This is a genomic window from Prauserella marina (genome assembly GCF_002240355.1).
GTDB lineage: Bacteria > Actinomycetota > Actinomycetes > Mycobacteriales > Pseudonocardiaceae > Prauserella_A > Prauserella_A marina.
Window position 1 is genome coordinate 1,548,874 of record NZ_CP016353.1, and the last position, 22,645, is coordinate 1,571,518.

Genomic DNA, 22,645 nt, shown 5'->3' on the forward strand with positions numbered 1-22,645 from the left:
TGGCCAACGGCGTCCCCGGGACCGACGGCACTTTCGGCGCCAACGGCGTCCCAGGAACCGGCGACGCCCCCGGAATCGGAGACACGCCAGGGACCGGCGGCGTCTCCGGAGACGAGGCCCCCCGGGACGGCGCCGGTCCCAAGCGTGCCCCTGGGGCCGGTGCCCCTCAGGACGGCGGCACCCTCGCGGTCGGCGGCGCGCGGAAGACCGGTGACCCGCCACGGGGCGAGAGCACGCCGCCCCGGGCCGAGGCCGCCCAGAAGGACGAGAGTGCCATCCACGCCCTGTGGCGTGAGTTCGCGGGCGAACCGAGTCAGCGCATCCGGGACCGGCTTGTGCTGCACTACGCGCCGCTGGTCAAGTACGTCGCTGGCAGGGTCGGCACCGGGCTGCCCACCCACGTCGATGTCGCCGACCTGATCCAGTCCGGCATCTTCGGGCTCGTCGACGCCATCGAGAAATTCGATCCCGACCGAGGGCTGCGGTTCGAGACGTACGCCATGCAGCGCATCCGGGGTGCCATCCTCGACGATCTGCGCTCCCAGGACTGGGTGCCAAGGGTGATCCGCAGCCGCGCCCGCGAGGTCGAGCGCGCGCTCGACCGGCTGGGTGCCAAGTTGCGGCGCACGCCCACCGATGCCGAACTCGCCGCCGAGCTCGGCATCACGCTCGACGAACTTCGTGACCTTTACGGGCAGCTACGGCTGACCAGCGTCGTCGCGCTCGAAGACCTGGTGTCGGCCGGGCGCGACAGCGGATCCCTCGTGGACTCGCTGCCGGACGAGGACGCCGTCGACCCCGCGGCTGTCCTCGTCGACATGGACAACCGGAGGCAGCTCGCCGAAGCCATCGCCCAGCTGACCGAACGTGACCGGGTCGTGGTGAGCCTCTACTACTTCGAAAGTCTCACCCTGGCCGAGATCGGCAAGGTCCTCGGCGTGACCGAGTCGAGGGTGAGCCAGTTGCACACGCGAGCGGTGTTGCGGTTGCGGGCCAAGCTGGTCGAGCAGGCGGGTGTCTGACCAGGCCCCGCCCCGCTGCTTGCCGCACCGGCGTTCCGGGCACGAGGCTCCCGCTGCCTTGTCCCTCGGAACGCTCTCGGCGCACTGCTCGATGCCGTCCATGGCGATGGCCCATGTGCTCGGCGCCGTCGACGTCAGTGCTCACAGCGCCCGCGTGCTCGCCGCCAACGCCCCCCGCCAACGCCCGGTGTCAGCGTGAACGGTGTCAAGGTTCCCCGGCATCAACTCCCGCCCACGGTTTGAGCCGCAGAGCGGTGCCGGTGCGCACCAGCCGCAGCGGGTCGAGGTATTCGGTGACACGGCGGACACCCCAGTGCAGGCACACGGCCGTGGCGCACCCCGCGTGCCCCGCGACGACCGTGCCGATCACCTGCCCCTGGTGAACCTGGTCGCCGACGGCGACCCGCGGTGAAACGGGTTCGTAGGTGGTGCGCAGTCCGCCGTCGTGCTCGATGGACACCACCCCTCTGCCGGCGAGGTCGCCCGCGTACAGGACGAGCCCGGCGCCGGCGGCCAGCACCTCCTGGTTCTCCTTCGCCGCGAGATCGACTCCCCGGTGGCCCGGCCCGTACGCGTGGCCTGGCGGGTCGAAGGGGCGGCTCACTACGGGCGACGGTGACAGAGGCCAGGAAAACCGGGGATCGGCGACGGGGCGCCCTGGCTGCCCCGCACCCGCGGGGGCGAGGACGGCCGGGGTGAACACCACCGCCAGTGCCGCCAGCACGGTCAGCGTGGCGGCGGTCAGCGGTGTCGGAGCGCGGCGGCGTTTGGGGTGGGTGGTGTTCACGGATTCAGCGTGGCGGGCGGACAGGCGGGGCGGGAGGGGGCAAAGGGAAATCTGTGGACAACGGGGTGGCTGTGGATAACCGGGGAGCGACAGCGGTTACCGGTTAGAACGGCGTCGGAGGTTCGGCGTACAATATTCGGCGCGGTCTGTGTAAGCGCAGGCTGACTTCGCGTGCATGTGCGAATCCGCCCGACCTGGTCGAAAGCGGAACAAACGATGCCCGGCGGTCTCCGAGGTTCATCCGACGAGTCCGGGCACCGGCACGGCACCAGGGCGATCGGTCACCCGGCCGACCGCGACAACCGAACCGCATGCCGAGCCTAGGCCCGGCGTGCTCAACACAGAAGAGGTGCGAATCCGGCCATGGCCGTCGTCACCATGAAGCAGCTCCTCGATTCCGGCGTGCACTTCGGGCATCAGACCCGTCGCTGGAATCCGAAGATGAAGCGCTACATCCTCACCGAGCGCAACGGCATCTACATCATCGACTTGCAGCAGACGCTGACGTACATCGACCGCGCGTTCGAGTTCGTCAAGGAGACGGTCGCCCACGGCGGCACGATCCTCTTCGTCGGCACCAAGAAGCAGGCGCAGGAGGCCATCGCCAACGAGGCGCTTCGCGTGGGCATGCCGTTCGTCAACCAGCGCTGGCTCGGCGGGATGCTGACCAACTTCCAGACTGTTCACAAGCGTCTTCAGCGCCTCAAGGAGCTGGAGTCGCAGGAGCAGACCGGTGGTTTCCAGGGCCTGACCAAGCGCGAGATCCTGACGCTGACCCGCGAGAAGGACAAGCTGGAGAAGACCCTCGGCGGTATCCGCGACATGGCCAAGGTGCCGAGCGCGGTCTGGATCGTCGACACCAAGAAGGAGCACATCGCCGTCGGCGAGGCTCGCAAGCTCAACATCCCGGTCGTCGCGATCCTGGACACCAACTGCGACCCCGACGAGGTCGACTTCCCGATCCCGGGTAACGACGACGCCATCCGTTCGGCCGCGCTGCTCACCAAGGTCGTCGCCGCCGCCGTCGCGGCGGGCCTGATGGCGCGCTCCGGCCGCAACGGTTCGGCCCCGGAGGGACAGGACAAGCCGGAGGCCGGTGTTGCCGCCGACGAGCCGCTTGCCGAGTGGGAGCTGGAGCAGCTCGCCGGTGCCGACGCCGCCGAGCGTTCGGCCGCCGAGCAGACCACCGCCTCCTGATCTGACCAGCTGCGCATACCGCGAAAAAGGAACGGACAACGCACGATGGCGAACTACACCGCGGCTGACGTGAAGCGTCTCCGCGATCTCACCGGCGCCGGAATGATGGACTGCAAGAAGGCGCTCGACGAGAGCGACGGCGATTTCGACAAGGCCGTCGAGTACCTGCGCATCAAGGGCGCCAAGGACGTGGGCAAGCGCGCGGAGCGCGCCACGGCCGAGGGGCTTGTCGCGGGTGACGGCGGCGTTCTCGTCGAGCTGAACTCGGAAACCGACTTCGTCGCCAAGAACGACGAGTTCCAGCAGTTGGCCGAGACGGTCGTCGAGGCGGCCAAGAAGCTGCGCACCAACGACGTCGAGCAGCTCAAGGGTGCCGACGCGGGCGGCAAGACCGTCGCCGAGGCGATGCAGCAGCTCTCCGCGAAGATCGGGGAGAAGCTGGAGCTGCGCAGGGTGGCCGCCTTCGACGGCCAGGTCTCGACCTACCTGCACCGCCGTGGCGCGGGCCTGCCGCCTGCCGTCGGCGTGCTCGTCGAGTACACCGGAGACAACGCCGAGGCGGCCAAGGCCGCGGCGTTGCAGGTGGCCGCGCTCAAGCCGAAGTACCTGACGAGGGAAGAGGTACCGGCCGAGCTCGTCGAGAACGAGCGGCGTATCGCCGAGCAGACCGCCCGCGAGGAAGGCAAGCCGGAGCAGGCGCTGCCGAAGATCATCGAGGGCAAGGTCAACGCGTTCTACAAGGACGTCGTGCTGCTCGACCAGCCGTCTGTCACGGACAACAAGAAGAGCGTCAAGGCCCTGCTCGACGAGGGAGGGGTCACCGTGACCCGCTTCGCCCGCTTCGAGGTCGGCCAGCCGTAATCGCATGACCCGGCGACTGTGCCCCGTCTCCCGCCAGCATCGGAGGCGGGGCACAGTTGTGAGAAAGCGCGACAGTGACAGCACCTGAACGGGCGGAGGCGACATGAACGAGGACGACACCGACAGGCCGACCGAGAGCTACCGGAGGGTGCTGCTCAAACTTGGCGGTGAGATGTTCGGCGGCGGGTCCGTCGGTGTCGACCCCGATGTCGTGCACTCGGTGGCCGTGCAGATCGCCGACGTCGTTCGGACCGGCACGCAGATGGCGGTGGTCATCGGCGGCGGAAACTACTTCCGCGGTGCCGAGTTGTCCCAGCGCGGCATGGACAGGGACAGGGCCGACTACATGGCCATGCTCGGTACCGTGATGAACTCGCTCGCCCTGCAGGACTTCCTTGAGAAGGAAGGAGTGCCGACCAGGGTGCAGACGGCGATCACGATGGGCCAGGTCGCCGAGACCTACATCCCGCGCCGCGCGGAGCGGCATCTCGAAAAGGGCAGGGTCGTCATCTTCGGGGCCGGAACCGGGATGCCGTATTTCTCGACCGACACCGCCGCGGCGCAGCGTGCGCTGGAGATCGGGTGTGAGGCCGTGCTGATGGCCAAGGCCGTCGACGGTGTCTACACGGCCGACCCGAAGAGTGATCCCGATGCCAAACTCTTCGACGAGATCACTCACCGTGAGGTGCTGGAGCGCGATCTCAAGGTCGCCGACGCCACGGCGTTCAGCCTGTGCATGGACAACAACATGCCGATCATCGTTTTCAACCTTCTCACCGAGGGGAACATCGCTCGTGCGGTGAGTGGTGAGAGGATCGGAACACTGGTCAGTACCCCGACACACCTGGAGTAGTCGTGATCGACGAAGCCCTCTTCGATGCCGAGGAGAAGATGGAAAAAGCGGTGTCAGTGGCGAAGGAGGATCTGTCGTCGGTGCGAACCGGCAGGGCTACGCCCTCCATGTTCTCCCGCATCGTCGTCGAGTACTACGGAGCGCCGACCCCGCTGAACCAACTGGCCGCCGTGAACATCCCGGAGGCCAGGATGGCGATCGTCAAGCCTTACGACGCCTCGCTGCTCAGCGCGATCGAGAAGGCGATCAGGGACTCCGACCTCGGGGTCAACCCGAGCAACGACGGCTCGATCATCCGCATCGTCATCCCGCAGCTCACCGAGGAGCGGCGCAAGGAGATGGTGAAGGTCGCCAAGAGCAAGGGCGAGGACGCGCGGGTCTCGATCCGCAGTGTGCGGCGCAAGGTCAAGGAAGAACTCGACCGGATCGGCAAGGACGGCGAAGCGGGTGAAGACGAGGTCGCCCGTGCCGAGAAGGAACTCCAGAATCTGACCGACAAGTACGTTCATCAGGTCGAGGAACTGGTCAAGCACAAGGAAGCCGAGCTTCTCGAAGTCTGATGACGAAGGTGAGCGACGACCAGGAGGAACGCGAGGGCGCGGCCGACCCTGGGCAAGTACGGGAACCGGTTAAGCCCTCGCGGGCGGGCCGGGATCTGCCCGCCGCCATCGCGGTGGGGGTGGTGCTGGGAGCGGCGATCCTAACTTCGCTGTTCACCGTCCGGTACCTGTTCATCGGCATTGTCGCGATCGCGATCGCGATCGGGACCGTCGAGCTGGCCACCGCGTTCCGCAAGGCCGCCGACATCCGGATCGCGCTGGTGCCCGTGCTGGTCGGCGGCCAGGCGATGATCTGGCTGGCCTGGCCGTTCGGCCGCGAAGGCGCGGTGACCGCTTTCGTGCTGACCGTGCTGGTGTGTTTGCTGTGGCGGCTGCCGGGGGGAGCCGAGGGCTACGTTCGCGATGTCGGGGCTTCCGTCTTCGCGGCCGCCTACCTGCCGTTGTTCGCCTCGTTCGCGGCGATGCTCGTCACGGCCGAGGACGGCGTCGGCAGGGTGCTCGCGTTCATGATCGTCGTGGTGGCGTCGGACACCGGTGGTTACGCGGCAGGGGTGCTGTGTGGCAAACATCCGATGGCGCCTTCGATCAGCCCCAAGAAGACGTGGGAGGGTTTCGCGGGCTCGCTCACGACCGGTGTGGTCGCCGGTGCGCTGAGCCTGTCGCTGCTGCTGGAAGGGCAGGCATGGCAGGGCGTGTTGTTCGGTGCGGCGATCGTGCTGACGGCCACCCTTGGCGACCTGATGGAGTCCCTGATCAAGCGAGATCTGGGAATCAAGGACATGGGCACGATCCTGCCCGGCCACGGCGGGCTCATGGACCGGCTCGATTCGCTGTTGCCTTCGGCGGTGGTCTCGTGGCTGCTGCTGAGCGCTTTCGTCGTCTGACCGCTCGCCCGTTCCGCGCGGCCCGGTGGGCTCGGCCGGTTCAGCCGGCTCAGTCGTCGTAGGGGTCGTCGACCTCGGCGCGTCCCGCTCCGGTGTCGACCGGTCGGGAATGGTCGATGATCGAGAAGATCGAGCCACCGGGGTCGGCGAGCACCGCCGTGCGGCCGAACGGGGTGTCGAACGGCGGGGTGACCACCTCGCCGCCGAGCATGATCGCCTGACCCGCGATGCCGTCGGCGCCCCTGCCTGGATCGGCCGAGAAGTACACCATCCAATGTGGAGCGAGTGTTTCGCGGTAACTCGCGTCCATCACGTACCGGTACAGCACCGGTTCGTGCTCAAGCCGCCATTCCGCGTAGTCGATGCCGTCGGTGCCGATCTGCTCGCTGGTGTAGTTGAACAGCCGCGAGTAGAAGTAGTCGGCGCTCTTGCCGTCGTGGGTGTTGAGGTCGGCGCCGCTGAACGCACCGGGCACCGAGCTGGCGAACGACCAGTTCCACGGTGGCTGCCAGAAGACGACGGGTGCGCCGCTGGGGTCGATGGCGTGCACGATGCTTCCCCTGTCGGGGATGTCGAGCGGGCCGAGGGTGACACTGCCACCGAGGTGTTCGGTCCATTCCGCCGCGCTGGCGGTGCTCAGCACCGCCAGGTGCACCGCCCAGCCCGTCGGTTGCGCCCGGCTCGCCTGATAGACCCCGCCCGCCTGCATGCCGTCCAGCACCCCGATCGCGTACCGCCGGGTCGCGGTGGCCGGGTCCCTTTTGACGTGGAAGTCCCAGCCGAACAGCGTGCTGTAGAACTTTCTGGCGACGGTTTCGTCGTGCGCGGCCAGCTCCACCCAGCACGGGCTCCCCGAGGGGAGAACCGGGGCGTGTGCTGGCATACCGGCCGACATAGCAAAAACTCCTTAGCGAGATCGCTTGATTGCGCTGCGTGCGGTATTGGTGATGGTACGTCGAAACCCGCTGCGGATACGCTGAAATGCGTGAAAAGGTTTGTACGCAAGGTGGAAGTCGTCCCCAGCCCCAATATCTGGTACTACCCGGACGCGTACGAACGGGAGAACAAGGCGCAGGACGTCGAAGGGGACATCTGGGCAGTACTTGCCGAAAACGTGCCCATGGCGGGCAAAGACGTCGTCGACGTCGGCTGTGGAGCCGGATTTCACCTCGAAAGGCTCGCCGCGACCGCGAGTTCGGTGACCGGCGTCGAGCCGCATCCGCCGCTGGTGCGGAGAGCGGGTCGCCGGATGGCGGGCAATCCGAAGGTCACCGTGCGGAAGGGGACCGCTCAGCGGCTGCCGCTCGCCGACGCGAGTGTCGACGTGGTGCATGCCCGCACGGCTTACTTTTTCGGCCCCGGTTGTGATCCCGGCCTTCGTGAGGCAGACAGGGTGCTGCGGCGGGGTGGCACGCTCGTGATCGTCGACCTCGACACGCGTCATCGTCCCTACGGCGACTGGATGCTGGCCGACCTACCCCATTACGACCCGGACGAAGTGGACGAATTCTTCGCGGCGGAGGGTTTTCGCTGTCACCGGGTGCGGACCCGGTGGCGGTTCGACGACCCTGCCGCGATGGAATCGGTGCTGCGCATCGAGTTCAGCGCCGGGGTCGCGCGGCGAGCCGTCGCGGAGACGTTGCGGATCAACGCGGGCCGCGACGGCTCGGACTTGTTTCTTCCCGTCGGCTACCGCGTTCTGGTGCGGGACAAGCCGGCCGGACTCATTCATTCCTCTGTGGACGGTTCGCCGAGGATGCCGTAGAGCGAACGGCGCGCCTCGTCGATCACCTCGATGGCCCTTGTCTTCTGGGCATCGGTGCCCACGCCGGCGACCTGTCGCATCGCGCCCATGAGCGCGAAGGCGGAGTCGCGCAGCGCGATCTCGCCGGGGTCGACGTCCCGGGTGAAGTGTTCCCACGGGGGAGTGCCGTCCAGTCGTTCCGCTGCCGCGCGGCCCTCTTCGGTCAGCTCGAACAGGCGCTTTCCGCCGTCCTCGCTGCTGCTGACAAGGCCTTCGTCGGCGAGTAGTTGCAGGGTCGGGTAGACCGACCCCGGGCTGGGCCGCCAGAAACCGCCACTGCGATCGGCGATCTCGCCGATGATCTCGTAGCCGTGTCGTGGCTGCTCGCCGAGCAGCGTGAGGATCGCGGCGCGGACGTCGCCGCGCCGTCCCCTCCTGCCGCCGTGACCGCCGGGGCCATGGCCCGGTCTGCCACCTCGCCTGCCGGGGCCTGGAGGTCCCCAGCCGGGGAAGTCGCCGAAACCGCCTCGTCCCCGTGGGCCGAACGCGCGCCTGCCGAACTCGTGTGCGAAGGGAGGTCTCATGATGTAGATCCTTTCTTTGAGATGTATCCCGACTCGTTCACGATATATCGGAAACAGTCGGATGGCAACCCGAGAGGCCATGGGACAATGGCGAGTGCTATGACTGCCCTCCCTCTTGTTTTCGACGCGCCTCGCCGTGGCCTCCCGCAGCGGCACCTCGCCGACCTCTCTCCCGAGGAACGGTCCGAAGCCGTCGTCGCCCTCGGCGAGCGGGCATTTCGCGCCAAGCAGCTCTCGAATCACTACTTCGCGCGACTGACCGTCGACCCCGAGTCGATGACCGACATCCCGGCCGCGTCGAGGCAACGCCTCGTCGACGAGCTGATGCCGACCTTGCTCACCGAGGTGAGGGCGGTGGCCTGCGACGAGGGCACTACGCGGAAAACGCTGTGGCGCGCGCACGACGGCACGATGCTGGAAAGCGTCCTGATGCGCTATCCGGACAGGGCGACGCTGTGCATCTCCAGCCAGGCCGGTTGCGGGATGGCCTGCCCGTTCTGCGCGACCGGGCAGGGCGGCCTCGACCGCAACCTCTCGACGGCCGAGATCGTCGACCAGGTGCGCTCGGCCGCCGCCGTCATGCGCGACGGCCTGCTGCCCGGCCCAGGCGGCGGCCCGAGCCCCGGACGGCTGTCCAACATCGTTTTCATGGGCATGGGCGAGCCGCTGGCGAACTACAAGCGGGTGGTTGCCGCGGTCAGACGGATCACCGAGCCCGCACCGGCCGGGCTTGGCATCTCTCAGCGTTCGGTGACGGTGTCGACCGTGGGGCTCGCTCCTGCGATCCGCAAGCTCGCCGACGAGAAGATGCAGGTGCGGCTCGCGGTGTCGTTGCACACGCCCGACGACGAACTGCGGGACACCCTGGTGCCGGTGAACAACAGGTGGGCGGTGGACGAGGTGCTGTCGGCCGCCCGGTACTACGCCGACACCTCCGGCAGGCGGGTGTCGATCGAGTACGCGCTGATCCGCGATGTGAACGATCAGCCGTGGCGCGCCGAGCTACTGGCCAAGCGGTTGCGGGAACATCTCGGTCATCTGGTGCACGTGAACGTGATCCCGTTGAACCCGACCCCCGGCAGTAAGTGGGACGCGTCGCCGAAGCCGGTGGAACGCGAGTTCGTGCGCCTGGTCAACGCGGGGGGAGTGGCCTGCACGGTGCGGGACACCCGTGGTCAGGAGATCGCCGCCGCGTGCGGTCAGCTCGCGGCCGAAGGCTGAGCCTCGCGCCGCCACCGGTCAGGCGACGCCGAACAGCAGTGCCGCGGCGACCGCCTCGACCCAGAAGTAGAACCAGATGGGGTAGAACGCGGTCGGCTTGTCGAGCAACCGGGACACGAGCCTTCCAGCGGCCATGCCGCCGAGCGCCGAGGCCACCGTGACGAGGACACCCGGCCGGATGCTCCCGATGTCGGCGGCGGCCAGGCCGAGCACCACGGCGACGGCGATGCCGAAACCGCCGTAGACCGCGCGGATCTCCGACCTGCTCTCCGGAGCGTCGACGACGATGCGGAACGGCTTGCTCAGCGCGGAGGGAGCGGCGAGAGCGAACACGCCCATCCCGAGGAAGAACGTGCCGACGATGATGATCACGACCATCACGATGATGTCCACCCTGTGCTCCTCCACGCTCGCGACGAGGCACCAAGGATGACTCCCGGTCCCGCGGTCGCGCTTCCGGAAACGTGCTGCGCCACGTTGTGGCTCGGTCCGGGCCACGCGATCTACGCCGGTCCCTCGCTGGAGCTGGAGCCGCACTCGGGTTCGGTGACCTGCCTCGCGATCGGCGTCGACGGCCCGTTCACCGTGCGGACAGCCGAATCGGCGGGCCGCGTGGCGCGGAGCGCGCTCATCCCGCCGCGCGTGAGGCACCAACTGGTGGCTTCGGGGCGGCACATGGTTTTCTGCTACCTGGATGCCACGTCGGAGAGGGAGAAGGCATGCCGTCAGTGCATGACGAGCGCCGGCGGGCAGTCGTACCACGACCACGTCGACACCGGCCGTCTCGCCGAGCTGGGGGCCGAGCTGATCGCCTCAGGCTCACGGGAGGTCGCGCTGCGCTGGCTGCGCGTCGCCGCGCCTTCGGCTCCAGCCGGGCTGGACCCCCGGATCGCCCGCGCCGCGCGATTCTTGCGCGAACATCCCGATCCTGCTCCCACCGCCGAGGAGCTGGCGGTGCGATGCGGAGTGTCGGTCTCCCGATTCCTGCACCTGTTCCGCGCGCACACCGGCACCAGCTTCCGCAGGTACCGGCTGTGGGCTCGCATGCTGCGCACGGCGGGGCTGCTGTCGGCCGAGGGCGGTCACGTCAGCCTGACGACCGCGGCCGTCGCTGCCGGTTTTGCCAGCCCCTCGCATTTCAGCGACAGCTTCCACGCGATGTTCGGATCGCGGCCGAGCAGGGTGCTGACCGGTACCCGGATCGCTTTTCTGTCCACGACGGACGGTCCGGGGTGACCCCGTCACCGTCAGGCAGGTCAGGCTCCGGTCTCGCCGTCGATGCTTTCCCTGATGAGATCGGCATGCCCGCAGTGCCTCGCGTATTCGGCGATCATGTGCGAGTAGATCCACCGCAGGGACACCTCGGCACCCGCGAACGGGCTCAGGTGGTCGAGGGCGCGCTCGGCGCAGTTGGTCTTCGACACCGCGACTTCCGCTTCCCAGGTGGCTTTCGCCGCGTCGAACGTCACGTCGCCGAGGTCGAAACCACCGTCCGTTCCGTCGGGATCGGCGGCCGGATCGTAGATCGGCGCCGCCCGTTCTCCCGTGAGCACCCTGCGAAACCAGTTGCGCTCGACCTCGGCCGCGTGCTGGACGAGTCCCAGCAACGTCAATGTGGACGGTGAGACGGCCGCGGTGCGCAGTTGCGGTTCGGTCAGGCCGGCGCACTTGACGGCGAGTGTGGCGCGGTAGAAGTCGAGCCAGCTTTCCAGCGTGGTGCGTTCGTCGGCGTTCAGTGGTGGCATCGCGCGATCAGTTGTGGACACGGCCGCGATTGTGCCACCGGGGTCCGACAGTGTCGCTGTGTCGCGGTGCGGGCCATGGCGAATCACACCGGGTCTACCGTGGATCTTCCGGTGCCAGCGGGGTTTGCCGCAATTGGGCCCTCGTGGTGATTCCCAGTTTCGGAAAGATCTTGTGCAGGTGATAGCCAACCGTGCGGTGGCTGAGGTAGAGCTTGGCGCCGATTTCCCTGTTGCTGAGCCCCAGCGCGGCCAATTCGGCGACCCGGGTTTCCTGTTCGGTGAGTTCTTCCTTCGGCCAGGAGGAGGCGTTGGCCACCCCACCGCTTCGCGCGCCGCAGGCCCGAAGCTCACCGCCCGCGCGTTCGGCCCACGACCGGGCACCGAGATCGGTGAACAGATTCGTCGCCGTCCGCAACGGTTCCGTGGCCTCGGTGATCCTCCGCTGTCTGCGCAGCCACTCGCCGTAGCGCAGCGACAGCCTGGCTACCTCGAACGGCGTGCTGTCGGCGCTCACGCTCGCGAGCGCCGACTGGTGGAGTTTGTCGGCGAGCCCCGCGCTTCCGGTTTCCCCTTCGGCCAGCAGGGCCGCGCAGCCGTGCAGATGCGCCCGTACCCAGCCCGGCCGGTCTCCCGCCCAGTGGGTGAACCGGTTCACCATGCCGGTCGCGGTTTCGGTGTCGCCGGCGCGCAGGTGCGCCTCGACCGTGTCGGGCAGCGCCAGCCTCGCGATGTGCTCGTGGCACTGCGGCACACCACGCGTGCCGAGCGTGGCGAGCAGCGCGCACGCCGTGTCGTGCTCGCCTCTGGCGAGTGCGAGTGAGCCGAGCGCCCACGTCGCGCGTGCCGAGGCGAGCCGGTTGCCCGTCCGGTGCGCGAGGTCCTTCGCGGTACCCGCGTGCTCTCTCGTCTCCGCGGCGTCTCCCTGGATGGCGGCCACGGTCGCCAGCAGCGCGTGGAAGTCGGCGATCCTCGGCGGCTGCCCTACGTCGGTCGCGAGCCGGAGCCCTTCCTTCGCGTGCGCGCTCGCCTCGGTCAGCATGCCGAGCCGGATCTCCACCTCGGTGAGCCAGGAAAGCGGCATCGGCAGCAACGCGAGCATTCCGGTCGCGGTCAGGTCGGCGTACGCGGCGATGGCGAGGTCGTGGGTTTCCCTGACGTGCTCACCGCGCATCGCGATCACCATCGGGAACAACCAGCGGTGGGCGCCTGACTTCGCGATGGCTCGCGGGGCGTCGTCCATGAGCCGCCACGGTCGCGGGCCGGGCTCGGCCCTGTCGTCCAGCGCGGCGGCGAGCCACCTGCCGTAGCGCCGGTAGGCGGGGTCGTCGTGCTCGTCCGCGATTCGTTCCGCGAGTTCGACTGCTTCGCCGAGCCTGCCCGAGTACAGGGCGGCGCCGGTAGCCATGAAGCGCAGGTCCGCGGCGGCGTCGGCTCCCCCTGTGCCCTCAGCTTCGTCGGCGCACCTGCTCAGGTATCCGAACGCGACGTTCTGCTCGCCGCTGAACAGTTCGAACAACGCCCTTACCGGGCGCTGTCCCGGCACCGGCGTGTCGCCGCCTTCGGTGAGCAGCCGCCGCGCCAGTGCTGCCTCGCCCGACTTCCACGCGTAGTGGGCCGCCATGGTCAACCGGCGGGCACCCTCGGCAGGCAGCGGGCTCAGCCCCGCCGACCGCCGCATCACGACCGCGGCCGAGGCCATCCCGCCTCGCCGCTCGGCAGCGGAGGCACTGCTCTCCAGTTCGGCGGCGAGCGCTTCGTCGGGCTCGCTCGCCGCGAGCGCGCGGTGCCACGTCGCGCGCGAGGTCTCGCCGATGGCGGCCCATTCCTCCGCGAGCGCGGCGTGAGCCTCCCGGAGGCCTGCCGGTTCGGCGAGGCCGCTCGCCGAGCGCAGCAACGGGTGCGCGAACGCGATGCGCTCGCGCGTGTCCAGCAGCGAGGTGAGGCGCTCCGAGCCCCAGATGTCGCGCGGCAGGCCGAGCCGCTCACCGGCTCGCGTGATGACATCGGCTCGTCCCGTGCCGTCGGCGGCGACGACACGTAGCGCGGTCCGTTCGGCCGGCGACAACGCGGCGAGCCTGGCTCCGAAAAGGTGATCGAGCGCGGATCCCGCGTTCAGTGCCGCGACGTCGAGGGCACGCGCTGTGTTGTGCCGCGCCAGTTCGCCGAGTACGAGCGGGTTGCCCCTGGCCGCTTCGACGAGCGCGGTCGCCGCCTCCCCGCGTGGCCATCCGTGCCGGGCCAGCAGCGTGGTGGCGGCTTCGGCGCCGAGACCGGCCAGCACGAGGCAGGGAAGATCTTCGCCGAGTTGCGGCTCGCCGGGACGCGCGAGCGTGGTCAGCAGGAAGCCGATGCCGCCTTCGACGCGGCGACAGCAGAAGAACACGACGCGCAGGGATGCCGCGTCGAGATGGTGGACGTCGTCGATGGTCAACAGCACGGGCCGTCGCGCCGCGGCCACGCGCAGCAGCGCCAGCGTGGCCGCGCACACCGCGAGGTCGGTCGTGCTTCCCTCGGCGAGGCCGAGCGCGACGCGCACGGCTCGTGCCTGTTCGCCGGGGATCCCGCCGAGCAGCGGGAGGAACGGTTCGACGAGCTGGTGCAGACCGGCGAACGCGAGGTCGGCTTCCGACGCGAACCCTCGGATCCCCACGACGGTGACGCCATCGTGGTCCGGGGTGTTTTCGCTCAGCAGCGCGCTTTTCCCGATGCCGGGTTCGCCCCGGATGATCAGTACCCTGCCCTCGCCGTTCGCCACGGCGGCGCACAGGTCCTGGATGTGCCGCGACTCGTCCTCCCTGCCGGCCAGCACCCGCGGAGTTTACCGCCGGTGCCGGCGAGAACCCGCTGAGGTCCGGCGACCGGTCATCGTGACAGATGCCCGCGCGCCGGGGGCCGGGTGAAGCTGCATCCCAGGAATCCGGGCACCGGTGCGAAGGGGACAGACATGAGCGACGACATGAAGGACGACGACACCAAGGCCGGGGGGAAGGCCGAGGAGGGGGCCGCCGACGAGGCGGTGCCGCCGAAAAAGACCTACAGCCGCCGCAGGCTGATCACGACGGGGACGGTGGCGGCGGGTGCGGCGGCGGTCGCGGGAGCGGTGGGCGGCGTCGCGCTCGTGAGCGGTGGTCAGCCGACCCCGGTGATCGAACCCTCCGGTGCGACCAGGTTCACGGACAAGGTCGTCCTCATCACAGGAGCCACCTCGGGCATCGGAAGGGCCGCCGCGATCCGGTTCGCGCGTGAAGGCGCCATGGTGGGCTTCTGCGGGCGGCGAGAGGAACTGGGCCGCGAGGTCGAAAGAGAGATCAAGGCCGAGGGCGGTGAGGCCACCTACATCCGTGCCGACGTTCGTGAGGCAGCCGAGGTGAAGGCCTTCGTCGACCGGATCGCGGGGAAGTACGGCGGGCTCGACGCCTGCTTCAACAACGCGGGCATCACCGTCCAAAAGCCACTGCACGAGTACACCGAGGACGAGTGGGACGACGTCGTCGGCACCGACCTGCGCGGTGCCTTCCTTTCGCTGAAGTACGAGATTCCGCATCTCGTCGAGCGGGGAGGCGGTGTCGTGCTCGTGACGTCCTCGACGGTGGGAATTTCGGCCTCCGGTGGCCAGAGTGCCTACGCCGCCGCGAAGGCGGGCGTGCTCGGGATGGTGAAATCAGCCTCGCTCGACTACGCGGCCGACGGGATCCGGATCAACGCTCTGCTGCCGGGCACGACGAACACCGACTTCGTCCGCGGCACCGCGGGCGCGCTCGACCTTCCGGACGCGGTGTGGGACACGATGGCGAAGACGTGGGCGAAGTCCAACGTCCCCGGAATGCGGCGGATGGCCACGGCCGACGAGGTCGCCGCGTTCGCCGTCACTCTCACCTCGACGGACTTTCCGTTCCTGACCGGCTCGCAGCTGTCGCTCGCCGGCGGCATCAACGCCTACGGCTGAGCCGCCGTGCGCCGGCCGGGCCCGCGACGAAGAACGGCCACCCGAGGGTGGCCGTTCTTCGTGTTCTCGCTCAGCGCCGCCAGGAAAGGCGCCTGCGCCGGATGTCGAAGATGAGGCCGATGGCCAGCAGCACGGCGGTGCCGATCAGCCAGGTGTCCTCCGTCTTGTTCTCGTGGTTGCCGATCAACATGATCAGCAGCGCGAACACGGTGAACCAGCCCGCGATCTGGGTGGCCTTCGGGAAGGTACCGTGCCAGCCCCACTCCGCCGAGGGCTCGTCGCGAGGGTCGACCTCGGTACCAGCGCGCTTCTCGACCGCCTTGCCAGCCACGATCACTCCTTGTCTCAGGGTCAGCACCGTCTCCGTGCCCGCACGGCGAGGGACCGGGGTCCTTCCCGCCGCCACCTGCGGTCATGTGCCTTTCGCATGATCCCACATGCCTGTGGCGCGGGCGCGAGTGCCGTCCGCGACAATGGTCACCGATGAACACACCACGCACCGTGCTCGTGCTCGGCTCGACGGGCTCGATCGGCACGCAGGCGCTCGACGTCGTGACGCGAAATCCGGACCTGTTCCGGATCGCCGGTCTCGCCGCGGGCGGCTCCGATCCGAGGTCGCTCGCGGAGCAGGCCATCGCGCACGGGGTGGACGCGGTCGCCGTGACGAAGGCGACCGCCGTCGAGGATGTTCAGCTCGCGCTGTACGCGGAAGCGCAGCGCCGGGGGTACTCGCGGGGCGAGTACCGGTTGCCGAGAATCTTCGCGGGCGTCGAAGCCACCGCCGAATTGATCTCGGCGGTACCGGTCGACGTCGTGCTCAACGGCATTCCCGGTTCGCGGGGTCTCGTGCCGACGCTGCGGGCGCTGGAGACCGGCGCCTCGCTCGCGCTTGCCAACAAGGAATCGCTCATCGCTGGCGGGCCGCTCGTGCTGGCCGCCGCGAAACCGGGACAGCTCGTTCCCGTCGACTCCGAGCACTCCGCGCTGGCGCAGGCACTGCGCGGTGGGGACGCCGACGAGGTCGACCGGCTCGTGCTCACCGCGTCCGGCGGGCCGTTTCGCGGTCGCTCGCGCGAGGAGATGAGCGACGTCACTCCCGCCGACGCGCTCGCGCACCCCACCTGGGCGATGGGCCCGCTCGTCACGATCAACTCGGCGACACTCGTCAACAAGGGCCTCGAACTCATCGAGGCACACCTGCTGTTCGGGATTGCCTGTGACCGGATCGACGTCGCCGTGCACCCTCAGTCGATCGTGCATTCGATGGTGACCTTCGTCGACGGCGCGACGATCGCGCAGGCCAGCCCGCCCGACATGCGGCTGCCGATCGCGCTCGCGTTGAACTGGCCGCGCAGGGTTCCCGGCGCGACGGCGCCGTGTAGCTGGGCCGAAGCGTCGTCGTGGACCTTCGAACCACTCGACGACACCGCGTTTCCCGCCGTCGAACTCGCGAGGCACGCTGGAACGGCGGGCGGTTGCCTTCCGGCGGTCTTCAACGCGGCGAACGAGGAACTCGTCGGCGGGTTCCTGGCACAGAACACCCGCTTCACGTCCATCGTGGACACTGTGCAGAAGGTGGTCGAGGCCGCCGACCAGTGGCGTCGTGCACCACGCGATGTCGAGGACGTCTTCGCCGCGGAACAATGGGCGCGCGAGCGCGCCGTCGCCATCAGCACTGGAGGGAAGTAGCGCGTGCTCGTCTACATCCTGGGAGTCGTGCTCTTCGCACTCGGGATCTGCGTGTCCGTCGCGCTGCACGAGGCCGGGCACATGCTCACCGCGAAGGCCTTCGGCATGAAGGTCAGGCGGTATTTCGTCGGCTTCGGGCCCACGATCTTCTCGTTCCGCCGAGGTGAGACCGAGTACGGCCTCAAGGCCATCCCGCTCGGTGGTTTCTGCGACATCGCGGGAATGACGGCTCTCGACGAGGTGACGCCGGACGAGGCGCCGAGGGCGATGTACCGCTACAAGACGTGGAAGCGGACCGTCGTGCTCTCGGCGGGCTCGGTGACCCATTTCATCCTCGGGTTCATCGTGCTGTACCTGATGGCGATCACCATGGGGCTGCCGAACCTCACCAGCAAGCCGGTGGTCTCCGAGGTCTCCGAGTGTGTCAGGGGCGGTGCCACCGCCGCCGAGGTCAACGACCCGGTGTGCCAGCCAGGCGACCCCGCTCCCGCGAAGGTGGCCGGTCTGCTCGCCGGTGACGAGGTCGTCGCGGTCGGCGGCCAGAACATCACGTCGTGGAGCCAGCTGCTCGTGGCCGTGCAGAACTCCTCCGGCCCCACCGACATCACCGTGCTCAGGGACGGGCAGCGTACGACGCTGAACGTCGACGTACCGCAGGTGACCAGGCCGGTCCAGGGCGGTGGAACCGAGCAGGTCGGCGCCATCGGCGTCGCCCCGGCGAGCCTGCTGCCCTACGGGCCGGTCGCCGCGCTCGGCGGTACCGCGGTCTTCACCGGCGACCTGCTTGCCGAGACGTGGCAGCGGCTGCTCGAATTCCCCGAGCGGATCCCCGCCGTCGTGGAGTCGATCTTCGGTGCGGAGCGCGATCCGAACACGCCGGTCAGTGTCGTCGGTGCGAGCCGGATCGGTGGCGAGGCCGTCGAGCAGGGCCTGTGGGAAGTGTTCCTGTTCCTGCTGGCCAGCCTTAACTTCTTCATCGGCATCTTCAACCTGCTGCCGCTGTTGCCGCTCGACGGCGGGCACATCGCGGTGACCTGGTACGAGCGGGTCAGGGACTGGCTCCGCAAGCTGCGGGGCAAGGTGCCTGGAGGACCGGTCGACTACTCGAAACTCAACGCGGTGACGGCAGTCATCGTCGTCATCGGCGGAGCGGTTGTACTACTCACCGTGACTGCCGATATCGTCAATCCCATTCGACTCGCGCCCTGACGGCGCAGCCGATCCATGTTCGCGTGCCGTTCCGGTCATTGACGACGCTGTCATGTTGCTCACCGTAACGGCGCACCGTGTTCACCCCATTCCGCAGTAGCGCTGACGTATCGTTGGTGCTGACGCGTTCGCAGACCGTTTGCAGAGGATTCGATGACCGTCGATTTGGGTTTGCCGGCCACTCCGCCCCCCGTACTCTCCGAACGCCGAAAGACCCGCCAGCTCCAGGTTGGCCAGGTCGGCGTCGGAAGCGACCATCCGATCTCCGTACAGTCGATGACCACCACCGTCACCGCTGACATCAACGCCACCCTGCAACAGATCGCCGAACTGACGGCGGCGGGTTGCGACATCGTCAGGGTCGCCTGCCCCAGTGCCGACGACGCCGAGGCGCTGCCGGCGATCGCCCGTAAGTCGAAGATTCCCGTCATCGCCGACATCCACTTCCAGCCGAGGTACGTCTTCGCCGCCATCGAGGCGGGTTGCGCCGCGGTGCGGGTCAATCCGGGCAATATCAAGAAGTTCGACGACAAGGTCGCCGAGATCGCCAAGGCCGCCGGCGAGCACGGCACCCCGATTCGCATCGGGGTCAACGCCGGTTCGCTCGACAAGCGGCTGATGGAGAAGTACGGCAAGGCCACTCCAGAGGCGCTGGCCGAGTCCGCGCTGTGGGAGGCGTCGCTGTTCGCCGAACACGACTTCCACGACCTCAAGATCTCGGTCAAGCACAACGATCCCGTCGTGATGGTGCGGGCCTACGAGTTGCTCGCCGAGCAGTGCGACTATCCGCTGCACCTCGGCGTCACCGAGGCGGGCCCCGCGTTCCAGGGCACGATCAAGTCCGCCGTCGCCTTCGGCGCGCTGCTGCGCCAGGGCATCGGCGACACGATCAGGGTGTCGCTTTCGGCCCCTCCCGTCGAAGAGGTCAAGGTCGGCACGCAGATCTTGCAGTCGCTGAACCTGCGGCCCCGCAAGCTGGAGATCGTGTCCTGTCCCTCGTGCGGCAGGGCGCAGGTCGACGTCTACAAGCTGGCCGACGAGGTCACCGCTGGGCTGGAGGGCATGGAGGTTCCGCTGCGCGTCGCTGTCATGGGCTGTGTCGTGAACGGGCCGGGCGAGGCGAGGGAAGCGGATCTCGGTGTCGCCTCCGGCAACGGAAAGGGCCAGATCTTCGTCAAGGGCGAGGTGATCAAGACGGTGCCGGAGCACCAGATCGTCGAAACCCTCATCGAGGAAGCCATGCGCATCGCCGAGGAGTCCGGCGAGCAGGGTGAGCCGGTCGTCACGGTCGGTTGAGTCACTTGCCCGGCGCGGCGAAAGCGCACACGCTGGGGTGATGGCGGGCGACGAGTGGGCTGTGCGGGAGCCGCACCCCGAGCTGCGCCGTCATGTCTCCCGCTACATCGGTTACACCCAGAGCGGGAATCTGCCTTCCGTGCACCGCGGCCTGCCGAGCAGGCACGTCACCGTGAGCATCAGTCTCGCCGCGCCCATTCGCGTGCTCGCCCTGCCGGACGGCACGGGAAAGCCGTCGAGCCTCACCGGACTCGTCGGCGGAATACACGTGGGGCCCGCTTTGATCGCCCAGGACGCGTTCCAGAGTGGAATCCAGCTCGAACTGAACCCGCTCGGCACGGCGGCCCTGCTCGGAGTCTCCTCGGCCGAACTGGCAGGCGACATCGTCGACCTCGCCGACTTCGGCTCGCCAGCGCTCGCGTCGCTGGCGGCAAGGCTCGCGGAGACACCGACCTGGCGGGGCCGGTTCGCCGTACTCGACGCGGTGCTCAGAGCGCAGCTCGCGGAAAGCGGCGGCGTGCCTGCCGAGATCGAGTGGGCGTGGCGGCGGCTGACGGGTGCCGCTGGGGCACTCAGGGTCGCCGATCTCGCGAGCGAGGTCGGCTGGAGCCGCAGGCATTTCGGGGAACGATTCCGGCGCGAGCTGGGGCTTTCACCGAAGCAGGCGAGCAGGGTGCTGCGCTTCGAGCGCGCAAACACCCTGCTGCGCGGCGAGCCGACGGCAACGAGGGGAGGGCTGGCGGAACTCGCCGTGCTGTGCGGGTACTACGACCAGGCCCACCTGACCAACGAGTGGCAGGCCCTCGCGGGCTGTAGCCCCGGTGCCTGGATCGCCGAAGAGCTCCCATTTCTGCAAGCCGGGGCCGAAGGCGAGCGGTCAGACTCCTTCGCATGAACAATCCAGGAGTATGGCCGTCCCTGCTGTACCGGGACGCGGAGGCCGCGCGAACGTTTCTCACCGAGGTCTTCGGGTTCACCGAGACCCTGACCGTGCGCGCCGAGGACGGAGTCGCGATCGCGCACGGCGAGCTGGTGTGGCCGGAGGGCGGCGGGATCATGTACGGCTCGCGTTCGGAGTGCGGGCACGACCTGCCGAAGCCGGAGTCGCCACAGTGGATCTACGTCGTCGCCGACGATCCGGACGCCGTGTATGGCAGGGCACTCGCCGCGGGTGCCACGATCGCGGAGAAGCCGTATGACACCGACTACGGCTCCCGCAACGTCGGTATCGCCGACACCGAGGGCAACGTGTGGACGTTCGGCACCTACCCGGGTACTACCTCACCGGCGACTGGTTGACCCCCGGCAGCAGCAGGTGTCCGGCCTCGACCGGGATGGTCACTCCGGTGACCGCCTCGGCGAGGTCGGAATTGAGATAGAGCGCCGCGTTCGCGACGGCCCGGGGATCGAGGAACGTCGTGCCTTTCAGCGCGCCGTAGTGGTATCCGGCCGTGCGGAAGTCGGCCTCGGTTCCGCCCTCGTGCCCAGCGAACATGTTCCACGCGCGCTGGTGGTTGATCATCGGGGTGTCGATGGCGCCGGGGCTGATCGCGTTGCAGCGCACCCCGTGCGGTGCCAGTTCGAGCGCGATGCTCTTCATCAGGCCGATGACGCCGTGTTTGGCCGAGACGTAGGCGGCGTAGCCGGGACCGGGTTCGAGGCCGTTCACCGACGAGGTGATCACGATCGATCCGCTCCCGCGCTCGATCATGTGCGGGGCCACGGCTTTCGCCGATTTCCACACCCCGGTGAGGTTGGTGCCGATCATCTCGTCCCACGACACTTCGGTCAGTTCCCAGAACGAGCCGCCGGTCCAGATGCCCGCGTTGGCGATCAGGATGTCGATCCGGCCGAACTCGGCGATGCCGAGTGCGACGGCGTCGTCGAGCGCGGCCTGGTCCCTGACGTCGGCCTGGACCCCGATCGCCCTCCTGTCCAGTGCCTCGACGAGCGTCACCGTTTCCGCGAGATCATCCGGTTCCGCCATCGGGTAGTCCACAGTGGAGAGTTGGCTCGCGATGTCGGCGACGATGATGTCGGCGCCCTCCTTCGCGCAGGTCACCGCGTGCGCCCTGCCCTGGCCTCGCGCGCCACCGGTGATGAGGGCGACCTTGCCGTCGAGCAGGCCCATGCCGGTCCTCCCGGGGTTTCCTTGCCTGGTCAGAGAGCACCACCGGCGTCGACGACGTGGGTCGTGCCGGTGACGTAGCGACCCTGGTCGGAAACGAGGTAGAGGATCGCGTTGGTGATGTCCTCCGGTTCGAGCGCTGCCACCGGCAGCCTGTTCAGCGTGCGGGCGGCTTCCTCGAACTCGGCGCGGCCGGGGTTCTCGACGTCGGGCCGGAAAAGGCGGTAGGTCGCCTCGTTGAGGATCATGTCGGTGGCCACCGTCGTCGGATGCACCGTGTTGACCCTGATGTCGTGCGGGGCGAGTTCCTTTGCCATGACCTTCATGAGCATGACGAGACCTGCCTTGGCCGCGGAGTAGTGCGCGGTGTTCTCGTTGGCGTAGATCGCGGCGAGAGAACTGGTGATGACGACGGAACCGCCGCGCCCGCCGGACACGATGTGCGGGACCGACACCTTGAGCGACTTCCACACGCCCGTCAGGTTGATGTCGATCATGTCCTGCCAGGTCTGATCGCTCATCTCCAGTGTCGGTGCCGGTGACGAGATGCCCGCGTTGGCGAGCACGATGTCGAGCCTGCCCAGTTCGGCGACTCCCTGCTCGACGACCTTGGCGAGTGCCGAGGTGTCGCGGACGTCGGCGTCGGCCGCGACGATCCTGCGATCGAGTGCTTCGACCTGGCGGACGGTCTCCGCGAGATCGTCCGCCGTCGCCAGCGGATAGGGGACACTCCCGACGGTGGCGGTCGTGTCGATCGCGATGATGTCGGCGCCTTCCTCGGCGAGCTTCACGGCATGACTGCGCCCTTGCCCGCGTGCGGCACCCGTGATGAAAGCGACCTTGCCAGCTAACCGCCCCATGAAGCGCCTCCGTGACGTCGACTGTGACACCGGTACTCGTTGCTTGCGGAGATTATGAC

General features: G+C 68.4%; 24 protein-coding genes. 15 read left to right on the forward strand and 9 right to left on the reverse strand.

Features of this window, described 5'->3' with window-relative positions; all coding sequences use genetic code 11:
- Nucleotides 1-74 precede the first annotated feature (74 nt).
- Nucleotides 75-1,022, forward strand: a complete 948-nt coding sequence (locus BAY61_RS07080) for a FliA/WhiG family RNA polymerase sigma factor (protein ID WP_420848759.1) — start codon at nt 75-77, stop codon at nt 1,020-1,022.
- A gap of 205 nt (nt 1,023-1,227) precedes the next feature.
- Here the strand turns inward: BAY61_RS07080 and BAY61_RS07085 are convergent, their stop codons facing one another.
- Nucleotides 1,228-1,809: a M23 family metallopeptidase gene (locus tag BAY61_RS07085; protein WP_245865882.1), complete on the reverse strand. Its 582-nt coding sequence runs from the start codon at nt 1,807-1,809 to the stop codon at nt 1,228-1,230.
- Between the two features lie 363 nt (nt 1,810-2,172).
- Between BAY61_RS07085 and rpsB the strand changes: the two genes are divergently transcribed.
- From rpsB to BAY61_RS07110, 5 genes are all read left to right on the forward strand, one after another.
- Nucleotides 2,173-3,006, forward strand: coding sequence for a 30S ribosomal protein S2 (gene rpsB, locus BAY61_RS07090; RefSeq protein ID WP_091800086.1), 834 nt, complete (start codon nt 2,173-2,175; stop codon nt 3,004-3,006).
- Nucleotides 3,007-3,051: 45 nt separating this feature from the next.
- The gene (gene tsf / locus BAY61_RS07095) at nt 3,052-3,867 is read left to right on the forward strand and encodes a translation elongation factor Ts (protein ID WP_091800088.1); all 816 of its coding nucleotides are present in this window, start codon (nt 3,052-3,054) and stop codon (nt 3,865-3,867) included.
- 103 nt (nt 3,868-3,970) lie between these two features.
- Nucleotides 3,971-4,720: a UMP kinase gene (gene pyrH, locus BAY61_RS07100; RefSeq protein ID WP_091800090.1), complete on the forward strand. Its 750-nt coding sequence runs from the start codon at nt 3,971-3,973 to the stop codon at nt 4,718-4,720.
- A gap of 2 nt (nt 4,721-4,722) precedes the next feature.
- The gene (gene frr, locus BAY61_RS07105) at nt 4,723-5,280 is read left to right on the forward strand and encodes a ribosome recycling factor (RefSeq protein WP_091800093.1); all 558 of its coding nucleotides are present in this window, start codon (nt 4,723-4,725) and stop codon (nt 5,278-5,280) included.
- Nucleotides 5,280-6,164 carry a phosphatidate cytidylyltransferase gene (locus BAY61_RS07110; protein WP_091800096.1) on the forward strand — a complete coding sequence of 295 codons (885 nt, stop codon included), beginning with the start codon at nt 5,280-5,282 and terminating at the stop codon, nt 6,162-6,164. Before frr ends, BAY61_RS07110 begins: the two co-directional genes overlap by 1 nt.
- 49 nt (nt 6,165-6,213) lie before the next feature.
- On the opposite strand, the gene BAY61_RS07115 is transcribed toward BAY61_RS07110, so the two are convergent.
- The gene (locus tag BAY61_RS07115) at nt 6,214-7,059 is read right to left on the reverse strand and encodes a VOC family protein (RefSeq protein WP_091800099.1); all 846 of its coding nucleotides are present in this window, start codon (nt 7,057-7,059) and stop codon (nt 6,214-6,216) included.
- 90 nt (nt 7,060-7,149) lie between these two features.
- Here BAY61_RS07115 and BAY61_RS07120 point away from each other — a divergent pair, with 90 nt between their 5' ends.
- The gene (locus tag BAY61_RS07120) at nt 7,150-7,929 is read left to right on the forward strand and encodes a class I SAM-dependent methyltransferase (protein ID WP_091800102.1); all 780 of its coding nucleotides are present in this window, start codon (nt 7,150-7,152) and stop codon (nt 7,927-7,929) included.
- On the opposite strand, the gene BAY61_RS07125 is transcribed toward BAY61_RS07120, so the two are convergent.
- The gene (locus BAY61_RS07125) at nt 7,893-8,492 is read right to left on the reverse strand and encodes a PadR family transcriptional regulator (protein ID WP_091800105.1); all 600 of its coding nucleotides are present in this window, start codon (nt 8,490-8,492) and stop codon (nt 7,893-7,895) included. The two genes, BAY61_RS07120 and BAY61_RS07125, sit on opposite strands and share 37 nt — an antisense overlap.
- 99 nt (nt 8,493-8,591) lie before the next feature.
- On the opposite strand from BAY61_RS07125, the gene rlmN reads away from it, so the two are divergent.
- Nucleotides 8,592-9,713 (forward strand): dual-specificity RNA methyltransferase RlmN, encoded by a 1,122-nt coding sequence (rlmN, locus tag BAY61_RS07130; protein WP_091800108.1) that lies wholly within the window; start codon nt 8,592-8,594, stop codon nt 9,711-9,713.
- Nucleotides 9,714-9,731: 18 nt separating this feature from the next.
- Here rlmN and BAY61_RS07135 read toward each other — a convergent pair whose 3' ends face one another.
- The gene (locus BAY61_RS07135; RefSeq protein ID WP_338061454.1) at nt 9,732-10,106 is read right to left on the reverse strand and encodes a DUF4345 domain-containing protein; all 375 of its coding nucleotides are present in this window, start codon (nt 10,104-10,106) and stop codon (nt 9,732-9,734) included.
- A 36-nt stretch (nt 10,107-10,142) separates the two neighbouring features.
- Between BAY61_RS07135 and BAY61_RS07140 the strand changes: the two genes are divergently transcribed.
- Nucleotides 10,143-10,949, forward strand: coding sequence for a helix-turn-helix domain-containing protein (locus BAY61_RS07140; RefSeq protein ID WP_091800111.1), 807 nt, complete (start codon nt 10,143-10,145; stop codon nt 10,947-10,949).
- A 20-nt stretch (nt 10,950-10,969) separates the two neighbouring features.
- Here BAY61_RS07140 and BAY61_RS07145 read toward each other — a convergent pair whose 3' ends face one another.
- Nucleotides 10,970-11,458 (reverse strand): DinB family protein, encoded by a 489-nt coding sequence (locus BAY61_RS07145; RefSeq protein WP_091800114.1) that lies wholly within the window; start codon nt 11,456-11,458, stop codon nt 10,970-10,972.
- 94 nt (nt 11,459-11,552) lie between these two features.
- Nucleotides 11,553-14,267, reverse strand: coding sequence for an AAA family ATPase (locus BAY61_RS07150; RefSeq protein WP_091800117.1), 2,715 nt, complete (start codon nt 14,265-14,267; stop codon nt 11,553-11,555).
- Nucleotides 14,268-14,402: 135 nt separating this feature from the next.
- Between BAY61_RS07150 and BAY61_RS07155 the strand changes: the two genes are divergently transcribed.
- Entirely contained in the window at nt 14,403-15,404 is a 1,002-nt protein-coding gene (locus BAY61_RS07155; RefSeq protein WP_245865885.1) for an SDR family NAD(P)-dependent oxidoreductase, read from the forward strand.
- A 70-nt stretch (nt 15,405-15,474) separates the two neighbouring features.
- Here BAY61_RS07155 and BAY61_RS07160 read toward each other — a convergent pair whose 3' ends face one another.
- Nucleotides 15,475-15,735, reverse strand: coding sequence for a DUF2631 domain-containing protein (locus tag BAY61_RS07160; RefSeq protein WP_091800850.1), 261 nt, complete (start codon nt 15,733-15,735; stop codon nt 15,475-15,477).
- Between the two features lie 152 nt (nt 15,736-15,887).
- Between BAY61_RS07160 and dxr the strand changes: the two genes are divergently transcribed.
- From dxr to BAY61_RS07185, 5 genes are all read left to right on the forward strand, one after another.
- Entirely contained in the window at nt 15,888-17,093 is a 1,206-nt protein-coding gene (gene dxr, locus BAY61_RS07165) for a 1-deoxy-D-xylulose-5-phosphate reductoisomerase (protein ID WP_091800120.1), read from the forward strand.
- A 3-nt stretch (nt 17,094-17,096) separates the two neighbouring features.
- On the forward strand, nt 17,097-18,302 hold the full coding sequence (locus BAY61_RS07170; RefSeq protein ID WP_091800122.1) for a M50 family metallopeptidase: 1,206 nt from the start codon (nt 17,097-17,099) through the stop codon (nt 18,300-18,302).
- Nucleotides 18,303-18,455: 153 nt separating this feature from the next.
- Nucleotides 18,456-19,598, forward strand: coding sequence for a flavodoxin-dependent (E)-4-hydroxy-3-methylbut-2-enyl-diphosphate synthase (gene ispG / locus BAY61_RS07175; RefSeq protein ID WP_091800125.1), 1,143 nt, complete (start codon nt 18,456-18,458; stop codon nt 19,596-19,598).
- Nucleotides 19,599-19,638: 40 nt separating this feature from the next.
- The gene (locus tag BAY61_RS07180; protein ID WP_091800128.1) at nt 19,639-20,493 is read left to right on the forward strand and encodes a helix-turn-helix domain-containing protein; all 855 of its coding nucleotides are present in this window, start codon (nt 19,639-19,641) and stop codon (nt 20,491-20,493) included.
- On the forward strand, nt 20,490-20,897 hold the full coding sequence (locus BAY61_RS07185; RefSeq protein ID WP_091800130.1) for a VOC family protein: 408 nt from the start codon (nt 20,490-20,492) through the stop codon (nt 20,895-20,897). Before BAY61_RS07180 ends, BAY61_RS07185 begins: the two co-directional genes overlap by 4 nt.
- On the opposite strand, the gene BAY61_RS07190 is transcribed toward BAY61_RS07185, so the two are convergent.
- Together BAY61_RS07190 and BAY61_RS07195 are read right to left on the reverse strand one after the other, a co-directional pair.
- Nucleotides 20,875-21,729, reverse strand: a complete 855-nt coding sequence (locus BAY61_RS07190) for a mycofactocin-coupled SDR family oxidoreductase (RefSeq protein ID WP_091800133.1) — start codon at nt 21,727-21,729, stop codon at nt 20,875-20,877. The two genes, BAY61_RS07185 and BAY61_RS07190, sit on opposite strands and share 23 nt — an antisense overlap.
- 29 nt (nt 21,730-21,758) lie before the next feature.
- A complete protein-coding gene (locus BAY61_RS07195) occupies nt 21,759-22,586 on the reverse strand; it encodes a mycofactocin-coupled SDR family oxidoreductase (RefSeq protein WP_091800136.1) in 828 nt (275 codons plus the stop codon).
- Nucleotides 22,587-22,645 lie beyond the last annotated feature (59 nt).